At 39.0% G+C, this 20241-nt stretch carries 14 protein-coding genes and 1 tRNA gene; 3 read left to right on the plus strand and 12 right to left on the minus strand.

Annotated features, from left to right (window positions below):
* Nucleotides 1–172: 172 nt before the first annotated feature.
* Nucleotides 173–358, plus strand: a complete 186-nt coding sequence (locus tag F7734_RS26525) for a hypothetical protein (RefSeq protein ID WP_155747616.1) — start codon at nucleotides 173–175, stop codon at nucleotides 356–358.
* A gap of 47 nt (nucleotides 359–405) precedes the next feature.
* Here the strand turns inward: F7734_RS26525 and F7734_RS26530 are convergent, their stop codons facing one another.
* From F7734_RS26530 to F7734_RS26560, 7 genes are all read right to left on the minus strand, one after another.
* Nucleotides 406–771: a type II toxin-antitoxin system VapC family toxin gene (locus tag F7734_RS26530; RefSeq protein WP_155747617.1), complete on the minus strand. Its 366-nt coding sequence runs from the start codon at nucleotides 769–771 to the stop codon at nucleotides 406–408.
* On the minus strand, nucleotides 771–1037 hold the full coding sequence (locus F7734_RS26535) for a hypothetical protein (protein ID WP_155747618.1): 267 nt from the start codon (nucleotides 1035–1037) through the stop codon (nucleotides 771–773). Before F7734_RS26535 ends, F7734_RS26530 begins: the two co-directional genes overlap by 1 nt.
* Nucleotides 1038–1290: 253 nt before the next feature.
* Nucleotides 1291–2436: a site-specific integrase gene (locus F7734_RS26540; RefSeq protein WP_155747619.1), complete on the minus strand. Its 1146-nt coding sequence runs from the start codon at nucleotides 2434–2436 to the stop codon at nucleotides 1291–1293.
* A gap of 195 nt (nucleotides 2437–2631) precedes the next feature.
* Nucleotides 2632–2704, minus strand: a tRNA-Phe gene (locus F7734_RS26545).
* An 84-nt stretch (nucleotides 2705–2788) separates the two neighbouring features.
* Entirely contained in the window at nucleotides 2789–3622 is an 834-nt protein-coding gene (locus F7734_RS26550) for a metal ABC transporter permease (RefSeq protein WP_155747620.1), read from the minus strand.
* Nucleotides 3623–3769: 147 nt separating this feature from the next.
* Nucleotides 3770–4549, minus strand: coding sequence for a metal ABC transporter ATP-binding protein (locus F7734_RS26555; RefSeq protein ID WP_155747621.1), 780 nt, complete (start codon nucleotides 4547–4549; stop codon nucleotides 3770–3772).
* A gap of 117 nt (nucleotides 4550–4666) precedes the next feature.
* Nucleotides 4667–5659 carry a metal ABC transporter substrate-binding protein gene (locus tag F7734_RS26560; RefSeq protein WP_155747635.1) on the minus strand — a complete coding sequence of 331 codons (993 nt, stop codon included), beginning with the start codon at nucleotides 5657–5659 and terminating at the stop codon, nucleotides 4667–4669.
* Nucleotides 5660–5988: 329 nt separating this feature from the next.
* On the opposite strand from F7734_RS26560, the gene F7734_RS26565 reads away from it, so the two are divergent.
* A complete protein-coding gene (locus F7734_RS26565; protein ID WP_155747636.1) occupies nucleotides 5989–7617 on the plus strand; it encodes an iron uptake porin in 1629 nt (542 codons plus the stop codon).
* A gap of 266 nt (nucleotides 7618–7883) precedes the next feature.
* Here F7734_RS26565 and F7734_RS26570 read toward each other — a convergent pair whose 3' ends face one another.
* Both F7734_RS26570 and F7734_RS26575 read right to left on the minus strand, forming a co-directional pair.
* On the minus strand, nucleotides 7884–9614 hold the full coding sequence (locus F7734_RS26570; protein WP_166482166.1) for an NFACT family protein: 1731 nt from the start codon (nucleotides 9612–9614) through the stop codon (nucleotides 7884–7886).
* Between the two features lie 175 nt (nucleotides 9615–9789).
* A complete protein-coding gene (locus F7734_RS26575) occupies nucleotides 9790–10032 on the minus strand; it encodes a hypothetical protein (RefSeq protein ID WP_243147099.1) in 243 nt (80 codons plus the stop codon).
* 467 nt (nucleotides 10033–10499) lie between these two features.
* On the opposite strand from F7734_RS26575, the gene F7734_RS26580 reads away from it, so the two are divergent.
* Nucleotides 10500–16127, plus strand: coding sequence for an ATP-binding sensor histidine kinase (locus tag F7734_RS26580; protein ID WP_155747623.1), 5628 nt, complete (start codon nucleotides 10500–10502; stop codon nucleotides 16125–16127).
* Nucleotides 16128–16173: 46 nt separating this feature from the next.
* On the opposite strand, the gene F7734_RS26585 is transcribed toward F7734_RS26580, so the two are convergent.
* The 3 genes from F7734_RS26585 to F7734_RS26595 all read right to left on the minus strand — a co-directional run bounded on the left by F7734_RS26585 (nucleotide 16174) and on the right by F7734_RS26595 (nucleotide 19141).
* Nucleotides 16174–16893, minus strand: coding sequence for a choice-of-anchor W domain-containing protein (locus F7734_RS26585; RefSeq protein WP_155747624.1), 720 nt, complete (start codon nucleotides 16891–16893; stop codon nucleotides 16174–16176).
* Between the two features lie 245 nt (nucleotides 16894–17138).
* The gene (locus F7734_RS26590; protein ID WP_155747625.1) at nucleotides 17139–17477 is read right to left on the minus strand and encodes a PEP-CTERM sorting domain-containing protein; all 339 of its coding nucleotides are present in this window, start codon (nucleotides 17475–17477) and stop codon (nucleotides 17139–17141) included.
* Between the two features lie 362 nt (nucleotides 17478–17839).
* Nucleotides 17840–19141: a glycosyltransferase family 1 protein gene (locus tag F7734_RS26595; protein ID WP_155747626.1), complete on the minus strand. Its 1302-nt coding sequence runs from the start codon at nucleotides 19139–19141 to the stop codon at nucleotides 17840–17842.
* Nucleotides 19142–20241: the final 1100 nt, after the last annotated feature.

Here is a 20241-nt window from a genome sequence, read left to right on the forward strand (position 1 = left end):
TAATGTGCGGCTTCATAGAAAATTGGTATTAACAGGGGATTCCCTGTTAGTAGTTTCCTGTTTCCTTTTTTGTAAAAATTGAGTTATAATTATTGTCGGATATTTTTATAAATTTAACAACGATTGTTACAAATCAAAATTTTTTTATAATGAAAATTTGACTTTGAAACCTATGGAAACTCAAGAAATTTTGCAATTTTTACCAAATCTGAGTATAAGCGACTGCTTAAAAATTGCAGAAGTAGCACTAGAAATAATTCATAAAGAACAACATTCTCTCACAAAAGACGAGCGAAAACGTGTTTTAGCAGCCGCCGTCAAAACAGCTATAGAGGATTATGCTGCTGGTAGTGAATAGCCCTACTTACGTGTTTAAGTAATCTTTTGGTAGTTCGGGAGTAGTGTTTATACTTCAAAAGGATTCAACAACTGTAAGCCCTCAATCCATTGAAAATCTTTAATGTTACGCGTAACCAGCTTTAGATTATGCGATAGTGCAGTTCCCGCAATAATGGCATCCCCTAAGCTCATGCGTCGTGTTTGTCGCAATGCGACTGCCTGCTCCAGTACGGTTTGAGAAATAGGGATAACTAGCGATACCGAGAAAAATTCTTCAAGAAACTGTTGTTCTATTTCGGTCAGGCGATGATAACCTAATGTTTCTACGTAGCTCAAAGCTGAAACTTTAGGCTCATGTTCTGCAACAAACTCACGCAGCCTGCCATTCTCAGGTTGAGCAGCATAAATGATAATATTGCTATCCAACAGCATTACTCATTCCGACCTGGAAGCTCTCGATCTTGTCGCACATCTCGCTGCCAAGCTACCGGGTCGATTCCTGCAAAAGCTTGTGCTTGTGCTAGCTTCTCCAACACTGCTGCCATACGTTGACCGCGCCCATTCTTCTCTTGCGTTGGCTCTTCTTCCAGAATTGTAACCAACACTTGTACCGGACGATCGTCTCTAAACAAGCGCTGCACTTCCTCCCCCCACTCCAACGAGTCTCCCCTTAGGGTTGCTCTAAACGTTTGTAACATAACTATCTTGCCTGCGTACCGGAATGTAAATCTTATCTATTATATTTGAGGGATTAAAGCCGCTTTGATACGGGCTTTTTTCCCTTGCATTTCAATAGTGTTGCTTTATGGTTTAGTTTTGTCAATTGAGGAGATTAAAAATTTACTAATCGCAAAACAGTTTCTACTCCTGATTGATGGGTTAAATGAATTACCAAATGACGATGCTAGGCTCGAATTAAATCAATTTCGACAGACATATCGCCTTACTATTTTAGGAAAGCTCAGGTGGTCTAAGGTTGGTAAAGTTAGTAGCGCCGTAGTGGTTGTCAATCATTTTGGCTGAGGTTCCAGTCCATCTGCCAATAGCAGTGCTATTAACATGTGCTTCCACACATAAACTAATAAAGGTATGCCGTGTCTGGTAGCTTTTACGATAAGGGACGTTACACTGAGTTAAGATTGACTTCCACGCACGGTTAGCGAAGTTGTGATGGTCGATAAATTTTCCTTTCGGACTTTTAAACACTAGAGCTTCAGGATTATCTCCCTCATCTCTAATTTCATCTAAAATTGCTTTTACCTCTGCATTAATCGGAAAATCGCGTTTTCTTTGGGTTTTCAGTCCCTCTTTGAGGACTAACCCATCTTCAGAAACAACAACAGATTCCCGAAACTGAATCACGCTATTAATAATGTGCTTCCATTTCAAGGCAACTGCTTCCGATGGTCTACACCCAGTAAAGAAAAGGAAGCGCACATAGTGGGTGTAATGACTATAGTAGCGATCGCTAGCAAAAGTGCGAATAATTAAATCTCTTTCTTCCTTAGTGAAAGGATTAACATCCTGTTCCTCAGCCACACCCTTTGGTAACTTGATTTTCATTGCAGCAAAAGGGTTGTTATCGATTAATCGTTCGTCCATTGCCCAATTGCAGCAAGCTTTGAGTTGGGTTAAGCAGCGCTTTGCAGCATCTGGAGTTAGATTCGATAACAGATGATCTCGAATAGCAGATGCCTCATCTAGCGATCGCGTAGGGAACTTAGCAATGTGGTTTCGATGTTTAGTAAAGTCTTTAGCGAAAGTACTAGGGCTGACTTGAGGCTTTTTGAAATCGCTATATTTTTCCCACAAGTCATCCAACTCTGGTTTTGGTTTCTGAATTGGTGTAACTGGTGTAACCGTACTTAGAGATGATGCAGGTTTGTACTTCGCTAAAGTTTCGTCCAAGCGCTCATATAAGATATCTTTCTCAATCTCCGCTGCTTTAAGTTCTGCCAGTTTCCGACTCGCAGGAGTATCAAGCCATCCTGTAGAAAAGTAATGGCGCTTACCACCATAGTGAAATCTCAACTGTAATCGACCATTAGAGTTAATGATTGATACAGATCCTTTATATCCTCGTCCCCTAGAAGACATTTAGTACATATGTATTAATGGTGTATTTCTCCTCCACTCTACACCATTTACACCATTTTTACACCACTTTTGTATCTGAAGGTATCCAAAACAGTCCAATAATTGGCATGAACAGTAGAACATTTGTCCTCTGTTTTTCAAGTTTGAGAAAGCGAAAATCCTTGAAACCGTTGCCTTTCATGACTTGTATGAAAATGCCAGGAACCAGATTTGAACTGGTGACACGAGGATTTTCAGTCCTCTGCTCTACCAACTGAGCTATCCCGGCTAATTTGCTTTGTGTTTTTGTTTATTTCCACGATTATTAAGTGTAGCGAAGTCCAAATGATTTGGCAAGTACTTTTGGAAAAAATTATGCGGGAGATTTTTTCCGGAACTGAACCAAGCTAAAAACCGCTAAGAACAACACAAACTGCACGAGCACAATACTGGGTCCGGAAGCAAAGTTGAACAGTCCGGATACAATAATGCCTGCAAAGCTACTGGTGGAACCAACAATCACGGACAAAATGATAAACCACCTAAAGTGGTGACTCATTAATTTAGCTGTTGAGGCAGGAATAACTAAGAAAGCGTTCACGAGTAAAACTCCAACCGCTTTAATTGCCACAGCAACAGCCAGTGATAGCAGTACCACAAAACAGTAACGATACAATTGTACTGGAACCCCTTGAACCTTTGCCACAGCAGGATTAAGAGTTAACAGAATTTGCTGCTGTAAGGTTAATAAGAGAAATGCACTACCTCCCACAAGGACAAGTAGCGTCAAAACTAAGTCTGTCGTGTCAATCGCTAAAATATCACCAAACAGTACGCTCATCAAGTTGCCACGATACCCTTTAATTAGGCTAGTCAAAAGCACTCCAAGGGCTAACGCACCGGACAGGACAATACTGAGGACACTATCGCTAGCTAAATCTGTTTGATCTATGAAGTAGAGAACAACCAACCCAAAAAGTAAAGTAAAGGGGAGTAACATCCAGGTAGGATTTAAGTGTAGCAGTACACCTAACGCTACGCCCACTAAAGCAGCATGACCTACCGCATGGCTAAAGAAGGATAATTGGCGCAAGGTGACAAAACTACCAAGTAAACCGCCTAGTATTCCCATCAACACAGCTCCTGCGATCGCACGTTGCATGAAGGGGAACTGTAGTAAAGCAACTAAGTCGTTTAAATTGGTCATTTGTTATTTGTCATTGGTCAAGTGTCATTGGTCAAGTGTCATTTGTAAGTCTTTAAGATATGTGCTTTTCTCTTCAATTACCTACATAGTAGGTTATATGTAGGTATAAAAACCTCAATTCATCATTCATAATTCATAATTCATAATTCAATCATGGTTGTGTCGGTAGCGGCTAAAACCGGGACCGTAAGTTGCTAAAAGGTTTTGTGGTGAAAGAGCGACTTCTGGAACTCCAGTGCAAACAATGGTTTGGTTCAGACAAATCACGCGATCGCAGTAATGACTTACCATGTCAATATCATGGGAGACTTGCAACACCGTCCAACCTTCTTCTTGTTTCAATTCATTAAGCAACGTATAAAAATCTGCTGCACCCTGCACATCCACTCCAGCAAAAGCCTCATCAAGAACCAATAGTTTGCGGGGTACAACCAAACAATATGCCAACAATACCCGTTTAAATTGACCTCCGCTCAGAGTTCCAATGGCTTGATGACGCAAGTGGTAAGCATCAGTTCGGTGCAAAGCTTCCGCGACTGCTGCAAGTTTTTCCTGATTTCGGCGACCTAAACCACCCATATTGAAGAGATTGGACGAAGAACTAGAAACCCATCCCAACTCTACGAGTTCACCCACAGAAATAGGAAAGCTGCGGTCAAAAATAAAATTTTGCGGCATATAAGCCAACTGGTGGCGCAAATTTCCCAAACGGGTTATTGGACGACCAAATATTTCAATACTACCTGCACTTCTGGGAATTAAATCTAAAATACCTTGCACTAGCGTACTTTTACCAGCACCATTGGGACCCACTATAGCTGTATTCGTTCCCTGGTGTATTTCCAAAGAAACATCTCGAACAGCCAGATAGCTACCCTGGTAAACCGTCAATCCCTCTACCTTTAAAATAGGAAAATTATTATTCATTAGTCATTATCATTAACCGGGAACAATCATAGATTTTCATTATGAGTTATAAATTATGAAATTATGATGAAATATTTTTTGTAGCACGCATAATTTATAACTCACCTTTTGTAACATCTACTGACAGGCAGACTTTAAAGTTTCTAAATTAGCTCGCATTGCTCTGAAATAGTACTGCGGTTCTGTTTCACCCGTTTCCAATGAATCCAAAGGACGCAAAGTCAAATTCAAATCTTTAGAAAGACTCGTTAACAATTTGTTATCCGATCCAGGTTCGCCAAACAACGCTTTCACTTTATACTGCTTGACTGCTTTCACTGCATTTTGCACGTCTGTTGGTGACAGTTGGTCTTCTGGAATTTCCACAACGGCAACCTGTTTGAGATTGTAGCGTTTCGCTAAGTACGGGTAAGCGTCATGAAAAGTGACAAAGGTACAATTAGGAGTCTTTTGTAAAGTTTGCTGAAATTCACTATTTAAACTATCTAATTGCTTGATATATGCTGCTGCATTTGCCTCATAAGTTGCTTTATTAGCAGAGTCAGCAGCAATGAGACCATCTCGAATATTTTCAACTTGCTGTTTTGCCAAAACCGGATCTAACCAAACATGAGGGTTTCCTTCTGAGTGTTCGTGGTTGTGTTCCTCGTGGGCGCTATGAGTTTTCACGATAGGTGAAATTTCATCTAAAGTTTGAATTCCCTTGGCTGCATCAACTTGAAGGAGCTTAGAGTTTTGAGCATTCTTAATTGTGCCCTCTAGAAATCCCTCTAGACCCAAGCCATTTTTTACCAATACATTAGCCGTAGCAATTTCCTTGACATTCTCTGGTGTTGCCTGGTAGTCATGTACTTCTGTGCCAGGTGGCACTAATATCTTGACATCTGCTGCATCCCCTGCGACTGCCTTGGTAAACCAATACATCGGTAAAAAAGTTGACACGACTGTGATTTTGTTTGATTGTGGTGACGGAGCCGATGCAGCTTCCTGTGCTTGTGGTGATTGCTCGGAATTGGTTACTTGCTCTGTACTGGAGCCATTACATCCAGTACTTAAAGATACTATCAAGAAAGCGATCGTGCTAAAAAAGCTTTTTTTCCGACTATTCAGAGCTAAATGCACTATTTTCCTCCTTCACAGAGAGCTATTTACAAGATTTCTCTTATCTCTTGACAATAAAAATCCTTATGTTCAAGTATAATAATATTCATTATCGAAAAAGAGACTAAATATGATGATAGCAATAAAAGAAAACAGAATTTGTAATAAATTATTTAAGAGACTTTTTGAAAGAATCTTATCTGATTTTTGAAATATACGTAGGTAGGGCTAAAGCCCATCACAAACCTTTGGTGGGCATTGCCCTACTCAAAATTCACAACTGTGTCAATGTTTCAAGCTTGGTGTGGGTTGTAACTAAAAATGTGTGTGAGGAAAAGATGACAAAATTATGGAAATCCTTGCTAGCTAGCCCAGTGGTTTTGACCATGATGCTAGTCATGAATGCGTCTGTAGTTGCAGGGGAAACACCGGACAATGGGAACATTAACGAAACTGAGAAACACCCTAAAGACAAATTAATGGCACAGGTGACTTCAGTTTCTCAGCTATCAGACGTACAGCCTACAGACTGGGCATTCCAAGCTCTGCAATCTTTGATAGAAAGATACGGTTGTATTGCAGGATATCCAAATGGGACATATAGAGGTAATCGGGCGCTAACGAGATATGAATTTGCGGCTGGTTTAAATGCTTGTCTCGATCGCGTTAACGAACTCATCGCCACTGCGACTGCTGAGTTAGTCAATAAACAAGATTTAGCCACATTACAAAAACTGCAAGAGGAATTTGCAGCTGAACTGGCGACTCTTCGGGGACGTGTGGATGCACTCGAAGCAAAAGCTGCTGAGTTGGAAGCCAATCAATTTTCCACCACCACTAAATTGCAAGGGGAAGTTGTTGCAGCCATCACTGATGTCTTTGGAGGCAATACAGTCAATGATGTAGATGTTGAGGATAACAACACAACCTTTGGGGCGCGGGTACGTGTGGAGTTTGTGACTAGCTTCACCGGAAACGATACTTTGTTTACCAGACTTCAAGCCAATAACATTGTCAACCCCGAACTTGGAACACCAGAAGGCAGCTTATTTTTTGCAGGTGAAGACGGTAACAGCGATGTCTTGCTGGATGCTTTGTGGTACCAATTCCCCCTGACTAAAAGCACAGAAGTTATTGCAATTGCAAACGCAGGTGCAGCTGATGACTTAACCGACACAATAAACATTTTTGATGGAGATGGTTCTCTAGGTGCTTTATCAACCTTTGGTACACGCAACGCAATTTATTACCAGGTTGAAGGCGCAGGTTTGGGCATCACTCAGCAGTTTGGGGATGCTGTATCTGTTTCTTTAGGATATTTGGGAAGCTCTCCAAACAATCCATCCCTTGGGAATGGTGTGTTTAATGGTCCTTACGGCGCTCTAGCACAACTGACTATTAAACCAAGCGATCGCCTTAGCTTCGGGTTCACCTACATTAATGCTTACAATCAAGAATTAAATGCAGGGAGTACCCGCGCAAATCCAAGATCGTTCTTCAATTCCAACTTCGACTTTGACTTAGATGGAGAATCAGACGAGTTAAACGTACCCTTTTCCAGTAATTCATACGGTTTCCAAGCATCCATCGGCTTAAGCGAGAAATTCGTCATAGGCGGTTGGGTTGGATATACAAATGCTCGTAACTTATCCACTCAGGGAGGAAGAATTGACCGAGGAGATTTAGATATTTGGACTTGGGCGGTGACTTTAGGATTTCCCGATCTTGGCAAGAAAGGCAGCTTAGCTGGTATCGTATTTGGTATGGAACCAAAAGTCACAGGTTCCAGCATCAACGAAATCTCCAGAGATAGAGACACTTCCTATCACATAGAAGCGTTCTATCAGTATCAGGTCACCGAAAATATAGCCATTACTCCAGGAGTTATTTGGTTGACAGCACCAGACCATAACAGTAATAACGATGATGTTCTGATTGGTGCTCTTAGAACAACCTTTAGTTTTTAATCGGCATAAAAAGACCAGCCTACCACAGCTGGTCTATAAAAATCTCTTGTGTTGTCTTGTCTGAGTTAAACCCAAATTATGCTTTCTCAAAGCGCACCGGGAAACTTTATCATCACAACATTGTAACAGCCAACACAGATTTTTGAAGGAAATTTATCAAAAGAAAACACATTTATAAAAAAATAGCCTCTATCTTAAAGAAGAATTAAAGCATCTCAATGTAAAGATAAATCAAATTTCATTGGGCATTGGTCACCGATCGCTGTTCACTGGTCACTGTTCACTGACTGCGGTTGTCCCCAAATAACACGTTCCTGCTTGTAGATAGCAATTCCAGGTTTTGCTCCCTTGGGCTTATACACGTACTTTGGTTGAGTATAAACTATTGGAACTTGGTCGCTTTGACGACTGCGACTGTAGTATGCTGCTAGGTTGGCAACGTATTGTAAATCACTGTCATCTGGAACTGCACCCGCTTCCAAACGCAAAAGCAGGTGACTTCCCGGAATTTCTTGTGCGTGAAACCATAAATCGTAATCATTCGCAATACGAAAGGTTAACTGGTCATTTTGACGGTTGTTGCGACCAATTAAAACTTCAAAACCGCTAGGAGTGCGGAAACGGTGAAAGTTAATATTAGCCGATTCTGTAGAACTGCGACGGCGATACCCTGAGTCTTCTAAATATTGTTGCTGAATCAGTTCCTCACGAATTTCCTCTAAAGCTTGTAAATCTTCTGGTGTTTGGTAACTGTCTATTTGAGAAATAGCTGCTTCTACTTGCTCCAAATACTCAATTTCTGTCTTAACTTCCATCAAGAGCGGTTCCACAGCAGTACGGGCGCGTTTGAGTTTTTGGTGCTGTTTGTAAAGATTTTGAGCATTTTGCACCGCATTTTTATCTGGTTCTAAGGCAATCTTTATAGGTTTGCCAGTTTCAAAGTCAGGTAGGGTAATCTCCTTCATTCCCACCTGCCATTCATGCAGATGCGCCATTAACAAATCAGCTTTTTGCCTGTACTCATCTGCTTGCTCGGATTGCTGTAAGCGTTGCTCAAAGGTAGCCGCCTTGACTCGCAATTTTTCTAAAATATTGTTGAGTTTTTGATTCAACTGATGCCGCAGTTGAGAAAATGTCTGTAAATTAAACTGGTCACTGTAATAGCGATTGAGTAGGTCTTGAATATCTTCCTCTGGCTTCACCGCACCCCAACCCAAGACATTGTATCCTCCTGTTGTCCAAACAGGTTCATACTTCTCGCTCTCCAATCTTTGTAACCATTGGCACCAGTAATGAAACAGTCGCTGCCAATCCTCAGAGTTCAGGCTATCTGTCGTAGTGTCTGGATCTATACCGGATACCTGTAACATTGACTGTATGAGCGACGGAGAAACGCCACGGTAGTTTTTGAGTAGCTGCTTTTTTATGGCTCCTGGTATTAAACTGACTCGTTCTTGCCAGCGTTCCTGAGATTCTGTCAAACTGGGTACGGTAGCAGTGAGTCGGGGTGGTTTTTCATATGGCTGTCCTGTAAGAATGGGGCGGACACTGGATTGTTGTTGATTAACTTGGTGGGCAACAGTAATGATTGTGTTATTTGCATCGGTAAGAATGACATTACTGTACTTACCCATGATTTCAACATACACGTGATACAAAGCACTTTCGCCCGGACGGCGGGCAAACTGTAAATCAACTGCACGTTCCCAAGGATCTATTATCTCTATAGAAACTAGTGCCAATCCACCTAACTGATGCACTAGTTGTTGGCTGAAGGTAAAAGTATCTGGGATTCTTGGTGGTGGATCTCCAATGTGGAGGCGGGCGGCTTGAGCATGCCAAGAAATTTCCAGCCAACTCCGTTGTTTTATCGTGCGGAGTGCGATCGCAATGGTGTAGCTATTGCGCTGATAAACTTGCTCTATACGAGATGGTAGCCAGTTAGCGCGGATATCGCTACAAACAGCGGTAAGAGTCGTAAAGTCAAAAGTTTGCACAACGATTCCCCGTTTCACCAATTTTCAGCTACCAAAAATCGCTTGCTAGCGATCTGTTTGCTGATGAAGTCGTAAAATGTCCGTGTAAAGACACCTCTTCTACAATAGCAAAAACTCTAGTCGCCGATAAAAAAAAAGTTCATCACCGATCGTGAAAAACCCTCTTTCCTACTCCCTACTCTCCACTCCCTACTTCCTTTTTCAAGCTAGCTTGCAATTCCTGTATTGGATCTGTGGTTGGTTCTTGTCGAAAAACGTATTTGTTTAATTCTCCAAAGTTCATTATGAAAGGAGCGGCATATGGTGCCCAAGCCAATCTTTTTTTATGATTTATGCTTTGATCTCGCATAAATTTAAATAAGGGAACTTGAGAAAAATCTTGCTTCTTCTCTTCAATTAGTTGAATTATAGAGTTCATAAAGATCCCAAAATTTTAGAAAACCTATTCTTTCCTCGATCAACTTGTTATGGCAAATCTATCGGATGAGCTTAAAAGGCTTTATTCAAACTCAGTCTATTTTTTATTTTTCTGATAAAATTTTATAGAACAATTATGTTTTTTTATTTGAAGAATAGCAATAGAAGATTTACATAAGAATATATTTGATGTTTTTCAAGAGGATGTTAAATCTACTTAAAAAAAAAATTGTTAATTATAAAAAGTGGTAAAGTTACTGATTAATAACAGCTTATTTTGGCGATCGCATGGTTAGCATCAGTTTGGCAACTGTAAATATACGGTTATAGCTAACCGTGTATTTACGGGACTTTATTAAAGTTTTTACAGATGCTTATGCTCATAGTGTCAATTTGGCTATTAATTTGTGAGATTATTTATAGTTTTGGGAATACTAGGTGATATTAATCTTGGAAGTCTTGGCTCAAATGTCTGTACATCTAAACAAAATTTTTACGATTCCTGGCTATCGCATCTTGGAAAAAATTTATGCAGACAGCAAAACTCTAGTTTGCCGGGGTATTAGAGAAAGTGACCAAAAATTAGTGATTATTAAACTGATGCATAGCAAATATCCAAGTTTTACTCAAATTGCTCAGTTTCGCAATCAGTATGCGATCGCAATGAATCTTCAGATTTCAGGCATTGTTCAAACCTATAGCTTAGAAAATTGTGATAACAGCTATGCTTTAGTCATGGAAGATTTTGGTGGTGTTTCTCTACGGGATTACTTAGATCGTGTCAAGAAATCAACTACCATACCTCTACAAGAGTTTTTCCAAATTGCTGTTCAAATAGCTTCTACTCTCGATGAACTGCATCGACACTACGTGATTCATAAAGATATTAAACCTGCAAACATCCTAATTAATCCCACCACCTTTGAGGTTAAGTTAGCAGATTTTAGTATTGCCTCCCTACTTCCAAAAGAAATTCAATACCTTACCAATCCCAATTTTTTAGAAGGCACATTAGCTTATATTTCTCCCGAACAAACCGGAAGAATGAACCGAGGGATCGACTACCGTAGCGATTTTTATTCTCTCGGAGTTACATTTTTTGAACTTCTAACCGGACAGTTACCCTTCACGACTAAAGATCCTATAGAGTTAATCTATTCTCATATTGCCAAGCAACAGCAAAATCCCAGCGAAATTAACTGCCAACTTCCAAAAGTTGTATCTGATATTATTGGTAAACTAATGGCAAAAAATAGTGAAGATCGCTATCAAAGTGGTTTTGGATTAAAGTGCGATTTAGAAATCTGTTGGCAACAATGGCAAACTATTGGAAATATAATACCCTTCCAGTTAGGACAACATGATATTTCCGATCGTTTTATCATCCCTGAAAAACTCTATGATCGTCAACAGGAAGTAAAGACTCTACTTGCTGCTTTCGAGCGAGTCTCAGCTGGAACAACAGAAATGGTATTGATTACTGGTGCTTCTGGTATCGGCAAAACTGCTGTTGTTAACGAAGTTCACAAACCAATTTTGCGACAAAGAGGTTATTTTATTAAAGGAAAATTCGATCGGTTCAAAAGAGATATTCCCTTGTCCGCTTTGGTGCAGGCTTTTGAAGACTTAATCAGACAAATCCTGAGTGAAGCTGATAGTGTTCTTCAACAGTGGAAAACAGGCATTTTAGCAGGATTAGGTACGCAAGCTCGAGTTCTTACCAATGTTATTCCTAGCTTAGAATTGATTATTGGTCCTCAACCACCAGTCGCTGAACTATCTGGTATTGCATCTCAAAATCGTTTTAATTTATTATTTCAAAGATTTATCAAATTATTCGGTACTGAAGAGCATCCTTTAGTTATTTTTCTGGACGATTTACAATGGGCAGATACAGCTTCACTGAAACTTATTGAATTATTAATGAGTTCAAAGACTACGGTTACAACATATCCTTCTGTAATAGAAAGACATGACAAGGAATCATCTATAGCAGAAGATGTAAATATTTATCATAATTATTACAATAATTTATTATTAATGGGTGCTTATCGCGATAATGAAGTTTCACCAACACATCCACTGTTTTTAACAATCAAAGCTATTGAAAAGTCTCAAGCAACTCTTAGTTGTATCCAACTTCAATCTTTAAGTTTATTCGACTTAAATTCTTTGATATCTGATACTCTTCACTGTGAAAAATCAGTTTCTCTTAATCTTACAGAAATAGTATTTGCTAAAACTCAAGGCAATCCATTTTTTTGTTATCAATTTCTCAAGAATCTGCATACAGAAGGTGCTATTGAATTTAATTTTAATGCGAGATATTGGCAATACGATATTGCGAAAGTAAAGGCGCTTACTTTCACAGAGAATGTTGTAGAATTTATGGCGCTTCAAATCGAAAAGTTGCCAAGAAAAACTCAAGATGTTTTAAAATTGGCTGCGTGTATAGGAAATCAGTTTGATTTAAAGACTCTTGCGATCGTACATCAAAAATCTGAAGCAGATACAGCAGATAATTTATGGACAGCTTTACTTGAAGGGCTGATTATACAGGACAGCGAAAAATCTAAGTTATCTAAATATAAATTTATACACGATCGCGTACAGCAGGCTGCTTATTCTCTAATATCCAAAAGTCAAAAAAAGAAAATTCATTTAAAAATTGGACAATTGCTGTTGAGTCGTATTCCAATTGAAGAACGAAAAGAAAAAATATTTGAGTTAGTCAATCAATTGAATATAGCAGCAGAATTAATTGGCGATCGCAAGACTCGCTATGAATTGATAGATATGAATTTAATTGCTGGTACAAAAGCTATGTTAGCAACTGCTTACACAGCAGCCGTGAAATATTTTAAGACTGGGATAGATTTACTAACTGCTGATTGTTGGGAGGCAGACTATAATCTTAGCCTAACTTTGTATGAAAAAGCAGTAGAGGCGGCATACTTAGATGGTCATTTTGAACAGATGCAAGAAATAGCAGATGTGGTGTTAAAAAAAGCAAAAACGCTATTAGATACAGTAAAAGTTTATGAAGTTATAATTCAAGCTCGTGGTTCGCAAAATAAACTTATAGAAGCAATTAGCATTGCACTATCATTTCTAAAATTGTTAGGAACGGAATTTCCAGAAAATCCCAATCAAACTGATGTTCAGAATGAACTAGAGAGGACAGCTTCAAATCTAGCAAGTTTCAGTATTGATACCTTAAGCCATTTGCCGAAAATGAAAGAAGTTTTACCTTTGGCTGTAATGTGTATTTTGTCTAGTGTTACATCTCTAGTGTATCCAGTCAATCCTCAACTATTTCTGTTAATAATTCTCAAACAGGTTAATTTATCTATTAAATATGGAAATGCTCCTTCATCCGCTTTTGCTTATGCTACCTATGGATTAACGCTTTGTGGAGTTGTAGAAGACATTGAATCTGGATATCAATTTGGCAAACTAGGAAAACTTTTGTTATCTGGAGAAAAAACTAGTTCTGTAACTGCAAAAGTTTTAGAAGTCTTTAATCATTTAATTAAACCTTGGAAAGAGCATATTAGTGAAACACTACAACCTCTGCTCGATACTTACTCTATAGCTTTGGAAACGGGGGATTTAGAATTTGCAGCATACGCTCTTTACGGTTATTCTTATAGTGCATATTTCACGGGTCAAGATCTAACAGAACTAGAACAACAAATAGCAATATATAGTAGTAACCTACAAAAAATTAAACAGCATCGAGTCTTTTACTGGAATGAAATTTATCGACAAACTGTTCTCAATCTTTGTCAAGCACATAAAGAACATCATTGTTTAATTGGGGAAGCTTATGATGAAGAAAAAATGCTACCAATCCATTTAGAAACAAATGATGGAGTTGGACTTTTATTTTTATATTTATGTAAACTTCAACTTTGCTATTTATTTGGTGATTACTCTCGTAGTATTGAATATGCAGCTAAAGCAGAAGAGTATTTATATGCTGGAACAGCAATGATAATTCTTCCGATTTTTAATTTTTACCATTCGCTCTCTCTTTTAGCAAGGTATCCTAGCGTTCAATTATCAGAACAAGAACAAATTTGGGGAATGGTAATAGCTAATCAAGAAAAAATGCAAAAATGGGCTTGTCACGCTCCCATGAATTTTTTGCATAAATTTTATTTGGTGAAAGCAGAGCAGCATCGGATTAGACAGGAATATGCTGAGGCTGTGGACTCTTACGAGTATGCTATTACATATGCTCAACAAAACCAGTATATAAATGAAGAAGCTCTGGCTAACGAACTAGCTGCTAAGTTTTATTTAGAATGGAACAAATTAAAAATTGCCAAAATTTACCTAACAGATGCTTATTTTGGCTACGTTCGCTGGGGTGCTAAAGCTAAAGCTGACAATTTGACAAACCTCTATCCTCAGTTCTTTACATCTGTTCTTCAACAAGAAGAAATTCAAATAGAATTCAGTAAAAATACTTCCAACAGTTTTATATCTGTATCTACTAGTAGCACAAATCAAACTTTCTCTGGAGCGAATACAAGTATTTCTAACTCTCTAGATTTGATAGCGGTTATCAAAGCCTCTATTGCACTCTCTAAGGAAATCGAACTAGAACAATTGCTATCTACTTTAATCCAGGTCGTGATGGAAAATGCAGGAGCTTCTAAATGTGCTTTGATTTTGAATGAAGGAGAAAATTTATGCTTAGCCGTTACTGCTGTCACTTCCAACTCCGCTTGTGTCCCTCCTTATACAAAGTTCCCATCCATCCGCCTAACATCTAGCCAGTATGTTCCTATTACTGTGATTAATTACGTAAAGCGCACGCAGGAAATTTTAGTCATTGATGATATTAACGAACAACCCTTATTCGCAGCAGATAGTTACATTATACACGAACAGCCCAAGAGTCTTTTGTGTATACCTATTATTAATCAAAATAAATTGCTTGGTATTCTTTATTTGGAAAATAATCTGATAATTGCGGCGTTTTCCCAAAATCGTTTGGAACTACTCAAGCTCATTACGACTCAAGCAGCTATCTCCTTAGAAAATGCTATTCTCTACCAAAATTTAGAACAAGCTAGCGATCGCCTGGAGCAGTACAATCATACCTTAGAAGAAAAAGTTGCTGAGAGAACACAAGCACTTCATGACAAAAATCAACAATTGCAACAAGCAATACAGGAATTAAAGCAGACTCAAGCTCAATTGATTCAAAGTGAAAAAATGTCAAGTTTGGGACAAATGGTAGCAGGAATTGCTCATGAAATCAATAACCCTGTCAATTTTATTCATGGCAATATTATTCATGCTAATACTTATATGCATCAATTGTTAGACTTGATAGAAGTTTATCAACTCGAATTCTCTAATTCTTCTGCTTCACTACAAAATAAACTTCAAGAAATAGACTTAGATTTTTTGAAAGAAGACTTACCCAAAATTCTTCATTCCATGAAAATAGGAACCACACGCATCCAGAATATTGTGTTGGAACTGCGTAATTTTTCTCGCTTAGACGAAGCAGAAATGAAGCCAGTTGATATTCATGAGGGAATTAACAGTACTTTAATGATCTTACACCATAGACTGAAAGCAAAAGTAGAGCGACCTGAAATTAAAGTTATAAAAGAATACGGAAATCTCCCCCAAGTTGAATGTTACGTCAATCAACTGAACCAAGTTTTTATGAATATACTGGTAAATGCGATTGATGCGTTGGAACTAGGAACTGGAGAATCGAAACTAGGGTATGGAAAGATAACCGCCCCAACTCTTAATTTTCAATCTTTAATCCCCACAATTCTTATTCGTACATTGCTTGTAGAAAACCATAGTGTAGAGATTGTGATTGCTGACAATGGTTCTGGAATGGCTCAGGAAGTTATACAAAAAATCTTCGATCCGTTTTTTACCACTAAGCCAATAGGAAGTGGGACGGGTTTGGGTTTATCAATTAGTTACCACATTGTAGTAGAAAAACATCAGGGTAGTTTAACTTGCAATTCCGTTTTAGGTCAGGGAACCGAATTTCTTATTAAAATACCAGTCAAGCAGGATAAAGCTCGTGACAGAATAATTCGTAATTCGTAATGAAAAGTACGAATTACGAATTGGAGCGCAGCGACTTTACCACTCGTTAAGCTGCTTGCTTTTTGCGGCTGTAACCTAAACCTGCAACTGCTATCAATGCGATCGCACCAATTGTACCTGGTTCGGGTACGCTTGTCTTAGACGAACCCCCTACTTTAAATTGGTATGCCAGTTGAGAGTTTCTTGGTGGAGTTGTACCTGACCAAAACAATTTTGTCTGACCTGTCAGCACAAAGGGAGTGCTAATGTCACTAACTCTAAGATAATCTACATCTGAAGCAATACCCAAAGAAGAAGAGTCTAACGCTCCAATACTTGTACCATTCAACACTAAGTTACTCAAACTAACAGTGCTATTTCGTGAAGCAAAGGTACGGATGAAAATATCGCTCACCAAACCATTAAAAGCATTGCTGGACAAAGTCTGACCGCCAACAACATATTTAACACTGTTACCCGTGTATTCCAGACTGAAGTCTACTGGCTGATTGTTAACCCAAGTATACTGTTGTTGCTCAACAGGCAGACCACCTTGCTGAATATCATTATTAATACTCAGTTCATAAGTAGCAAGACCCCCAAGATCGCCAATTCGACCTTCAGCAACAAACTTTTCGGAAAATTGCCCTTGCTTGATGAGATTTTCAAAGTCCATATCTGTGAAATTAGGGTTCTGACTGAGTGTTAGGGCTTTTGCTGGGTTTGGCGCTGCACACAGTCCAAGGGTCACTAGACCAAAAATCAGAAGCAGTGTCCGTTGAATCATTTGCTTGTCTCAATAAAAATAGGGTTTCCTAGAAATTACTGATGACTACAGCTTTCCTCACCGCTTTTACATGAAACTTTAACAGAACTTCTTAATACTGGTACAAATTCTGCAGCCTTTTTACTAAAAACTTCATTCTTTCATGAAATTATTAAAATTATTCTATTTCAAAAACACGGCTTCTTGAACAAACCGTGTTGGTAAATTTAAAATTTATTGTAGTTAAGCGGCTCACCTAAAAGTAATTAAGCGCTTTTACGTCGTTTGTAACCTACACCCGCAAATGTTGCTAATGCAATGGCAGCAAGTGTACTGGGTTCAGGGACACTTGTAGTTTTTGGAGAATTTCCAACTTTGATTTGATAGGCGAGATTTGACTGACTAAGCCTTTCATCTTCCCAACTCATGGCTACTTTACCAGTCAATTTAAAACCAGCAGATATTTTACTGAGTTGGATATAATCTGTGTCACTGCTAGTGGCTGTACCAAAAGAGGATAAATTTGCAATTGCCTTTCCTTGACTATTTGCCGATTCATAAAACAAAAGGTCAGTCAGCTTAACTGCATTCTTTATTCGTAACAGCTATTTAACGAGTAAAAATACGTGAGTTCGATGAAGTCAAAACGAACCTCACCCCAAACCCGTCTCCCTGTAAGGAGAGGAGCTTCAAAGCCCCAGCGAAACGTTGTTCCTCCCCTTCCTGTTAGTCTATGCATTGGTTAGATCTTTCTTTACAATCTTGAAACCCTTGTCTCACCGTCCACCGCACTGCTGACAAAATTAGGCTGATTCTTCTCGCAAAAAACTCTATTTCTATTGAGAATTAACGCCAAAAGTCTATAGTCGAGAGGCACATATTTGTGAATAACTCTCGACTATAGACTTTTGGTTCTTTAATGCACACAACCAGCGATACGCCTTTAGGTGTATCGCTTCGCTTATCGCTAACTTACTAAAATTGCTTCTTGTGGTAATTTCTCAGAACTTTCTTTCCGGGCTTTTTCAAAACTTGCCGATGAAATTTGAGAGTAAAGCTGACTCAATTGAGATGCTACTCCATCCCAACTAAATTTAGTTTCAACTCGCTGTCTACCTCCTTGACCCCATTTATCCCGCAACTGTGGATGGCTGAGAATTTGGTCAATTGCAGCAGAGAAAGCTGTTGGATCTTGTGGTGTTGCTAATAAACCAGTTTCTTCTGGTACAACGGTAAATTGAAGTCCACCAACGTCACTAGCGACTACTGGTGTACCACTCGCCATAGCTTCAATCGCTACGAGTCCGAAAGGTTCATAGTGACTGGGGACAACGCAAACATCAGCAGCAGCGTAATAGTATGGCAGAATTTCTTGACTGAGGCGACCTGGAAAGGTTGTGAAATCGCTCATACCTAACTCAGCAACAATGCTCTCAATGCGATCGCGTTCTATCCCATCACTATGACCGGGACGGCTTCCACCACCTATAATCAGTTGAAGCTTGTCAGATGCGCGAAACTGAGATTGACCAACCGCACGCACCAACGTTTCTATACCTTTGCGTGGATCGAAACGACCTACATAAAGCACAAGTTTAGCTTCAGGGTCAATACCCAATGCTGCTCTTGCGGCTTGTCGGTCAACACAACCAAACCGCCGAATGTCAGTACCGCAGGGAATAATATCAATAGTGCCTTTTGTAGAAACAAGAGTTCGCATATGTTCTTTTTCTTGCGGACTCGTGGCTACAATGCGCTCTGCAGTCTCCAAAACTTGCTTCTCCACTGCTAACCGAGTGCTGGCGATCGGAGGAATCGTGTCTATTGTGTTGTACTTAACGACTCCTAGAGAGTGGTAGGTATGAACCTGTTTGCTCCCTTGGATCTCCTTCAACTGCATTCCAACCCAGCTAGAGAGCCAATAGTTTGTATGAACCAGAGGATACACGTAATTGTTCTCCTGCTGAAATTTGAGGAAGTTGTCCACAAATTCTGGCAAGTAACCAAATAGATTATCTCGTGGCACAAATTCAACAGCACCAGCTTCTAGCCGAATTGTTCGACAATTGAGGCTGTGTTGAACTATTGTTTCTTGCTCTGTACTAATTTTGCGGGTAAACATATCAACCTGCCACCCCAATCTAGCCAGTGCTTCTCCCACTTGGCACACGTAAACGTTCTGTCCTCCAGCCTCTTCTTTCCCAATTTCAATCGCCGGGTCGCCGTGGACTGAAATTAAGGCGATGCGTTGCTCAGTTCTAGAGTTCATAGTTTGTTGGTGTTTTTCTTACGAAAGGTCTTCGGCACATCTGAGTTTGCTCTTAGCCTTCAACCTCGTTTATAGAATTTTTATTATTCTTCATTTTAATTTAATATGCAATACATTTTTATACATCTACTCACAGAAGTAGAATTTTTTTTACGTACTTTCATTTAAATTCTTTATACTTTAAGCTCTATATTTTTAGCTAATACACCCAATAAGTAATCTAAATATTTGTAATTTCAATTACACTTATTAGTTTTTCTATCTACTTCGTGCCATCACCACAAAGCTTATTGTCAAGCAAAAATTTCCAAACATAGTATTTTTTAATACATAATCTGATGATAGTTTCACTACAGCTTATAGAAGAAATGTCAATATAGCTTTGTAAAATAACCTTCGACTCTTCCTTTAGAATTTTTCCGAACAACTTTTGGCCGTGCGCCAGTTGTTTAAATTTATACTATTTTCTTCGTCTGCCAAAAACTTATTTTCTTTATTTAGACAGTATAATAAGACACTTTATTTTTTTCAAAAATAGTTTACAGCCATTTTCAGGTAAATAGACCACACCCGTAGGGAGTCATTGTTAGATGACTTTAAAGCGACAAATGGCAGGGGTGCGAATGAAATGTCTGAACAGTTTGCTAGTAGATATAAACCTGTGCAGTTACAGTTAACCAATCTTTTTGGAAGAATATCTTAAAATATCAGTCTTTTAGCCGCGTCAGACGTAAAATATATTGTACCTCTAGCATTGCACTTTTAGAAAGAATGCTTTCTTGCTTGATGTACCAGCAGTCAGGCAAAAAAAGAAACAGATGCCAAAATTGACCTGAACTAGTGCGAGATGCACTTCGCTTTACTCGCTTCGCTATCGCGACTGCTGAAAGAATTTGCTCAACCCCCTACTGTGTTTCTAGCAAGGATAAGGTCATTCGTTGTGAATTTTACCCACACAGTACACACAATAGCCCTGCATTTAAAACTGAGTTGTTTTTTTAACTGCAAAACAAGCTGCGCCTGATTAGCTACTTTGGTTGGGTGCTAGGTTCAGAACGCAAGCCTATTCGCAAGAGAAAAAAGTACAGCCAGTAATTGCT

The sequence above is a fragment of the Scytonema sp. UIC 10036 genome (genome assembly GCF_009725235.1).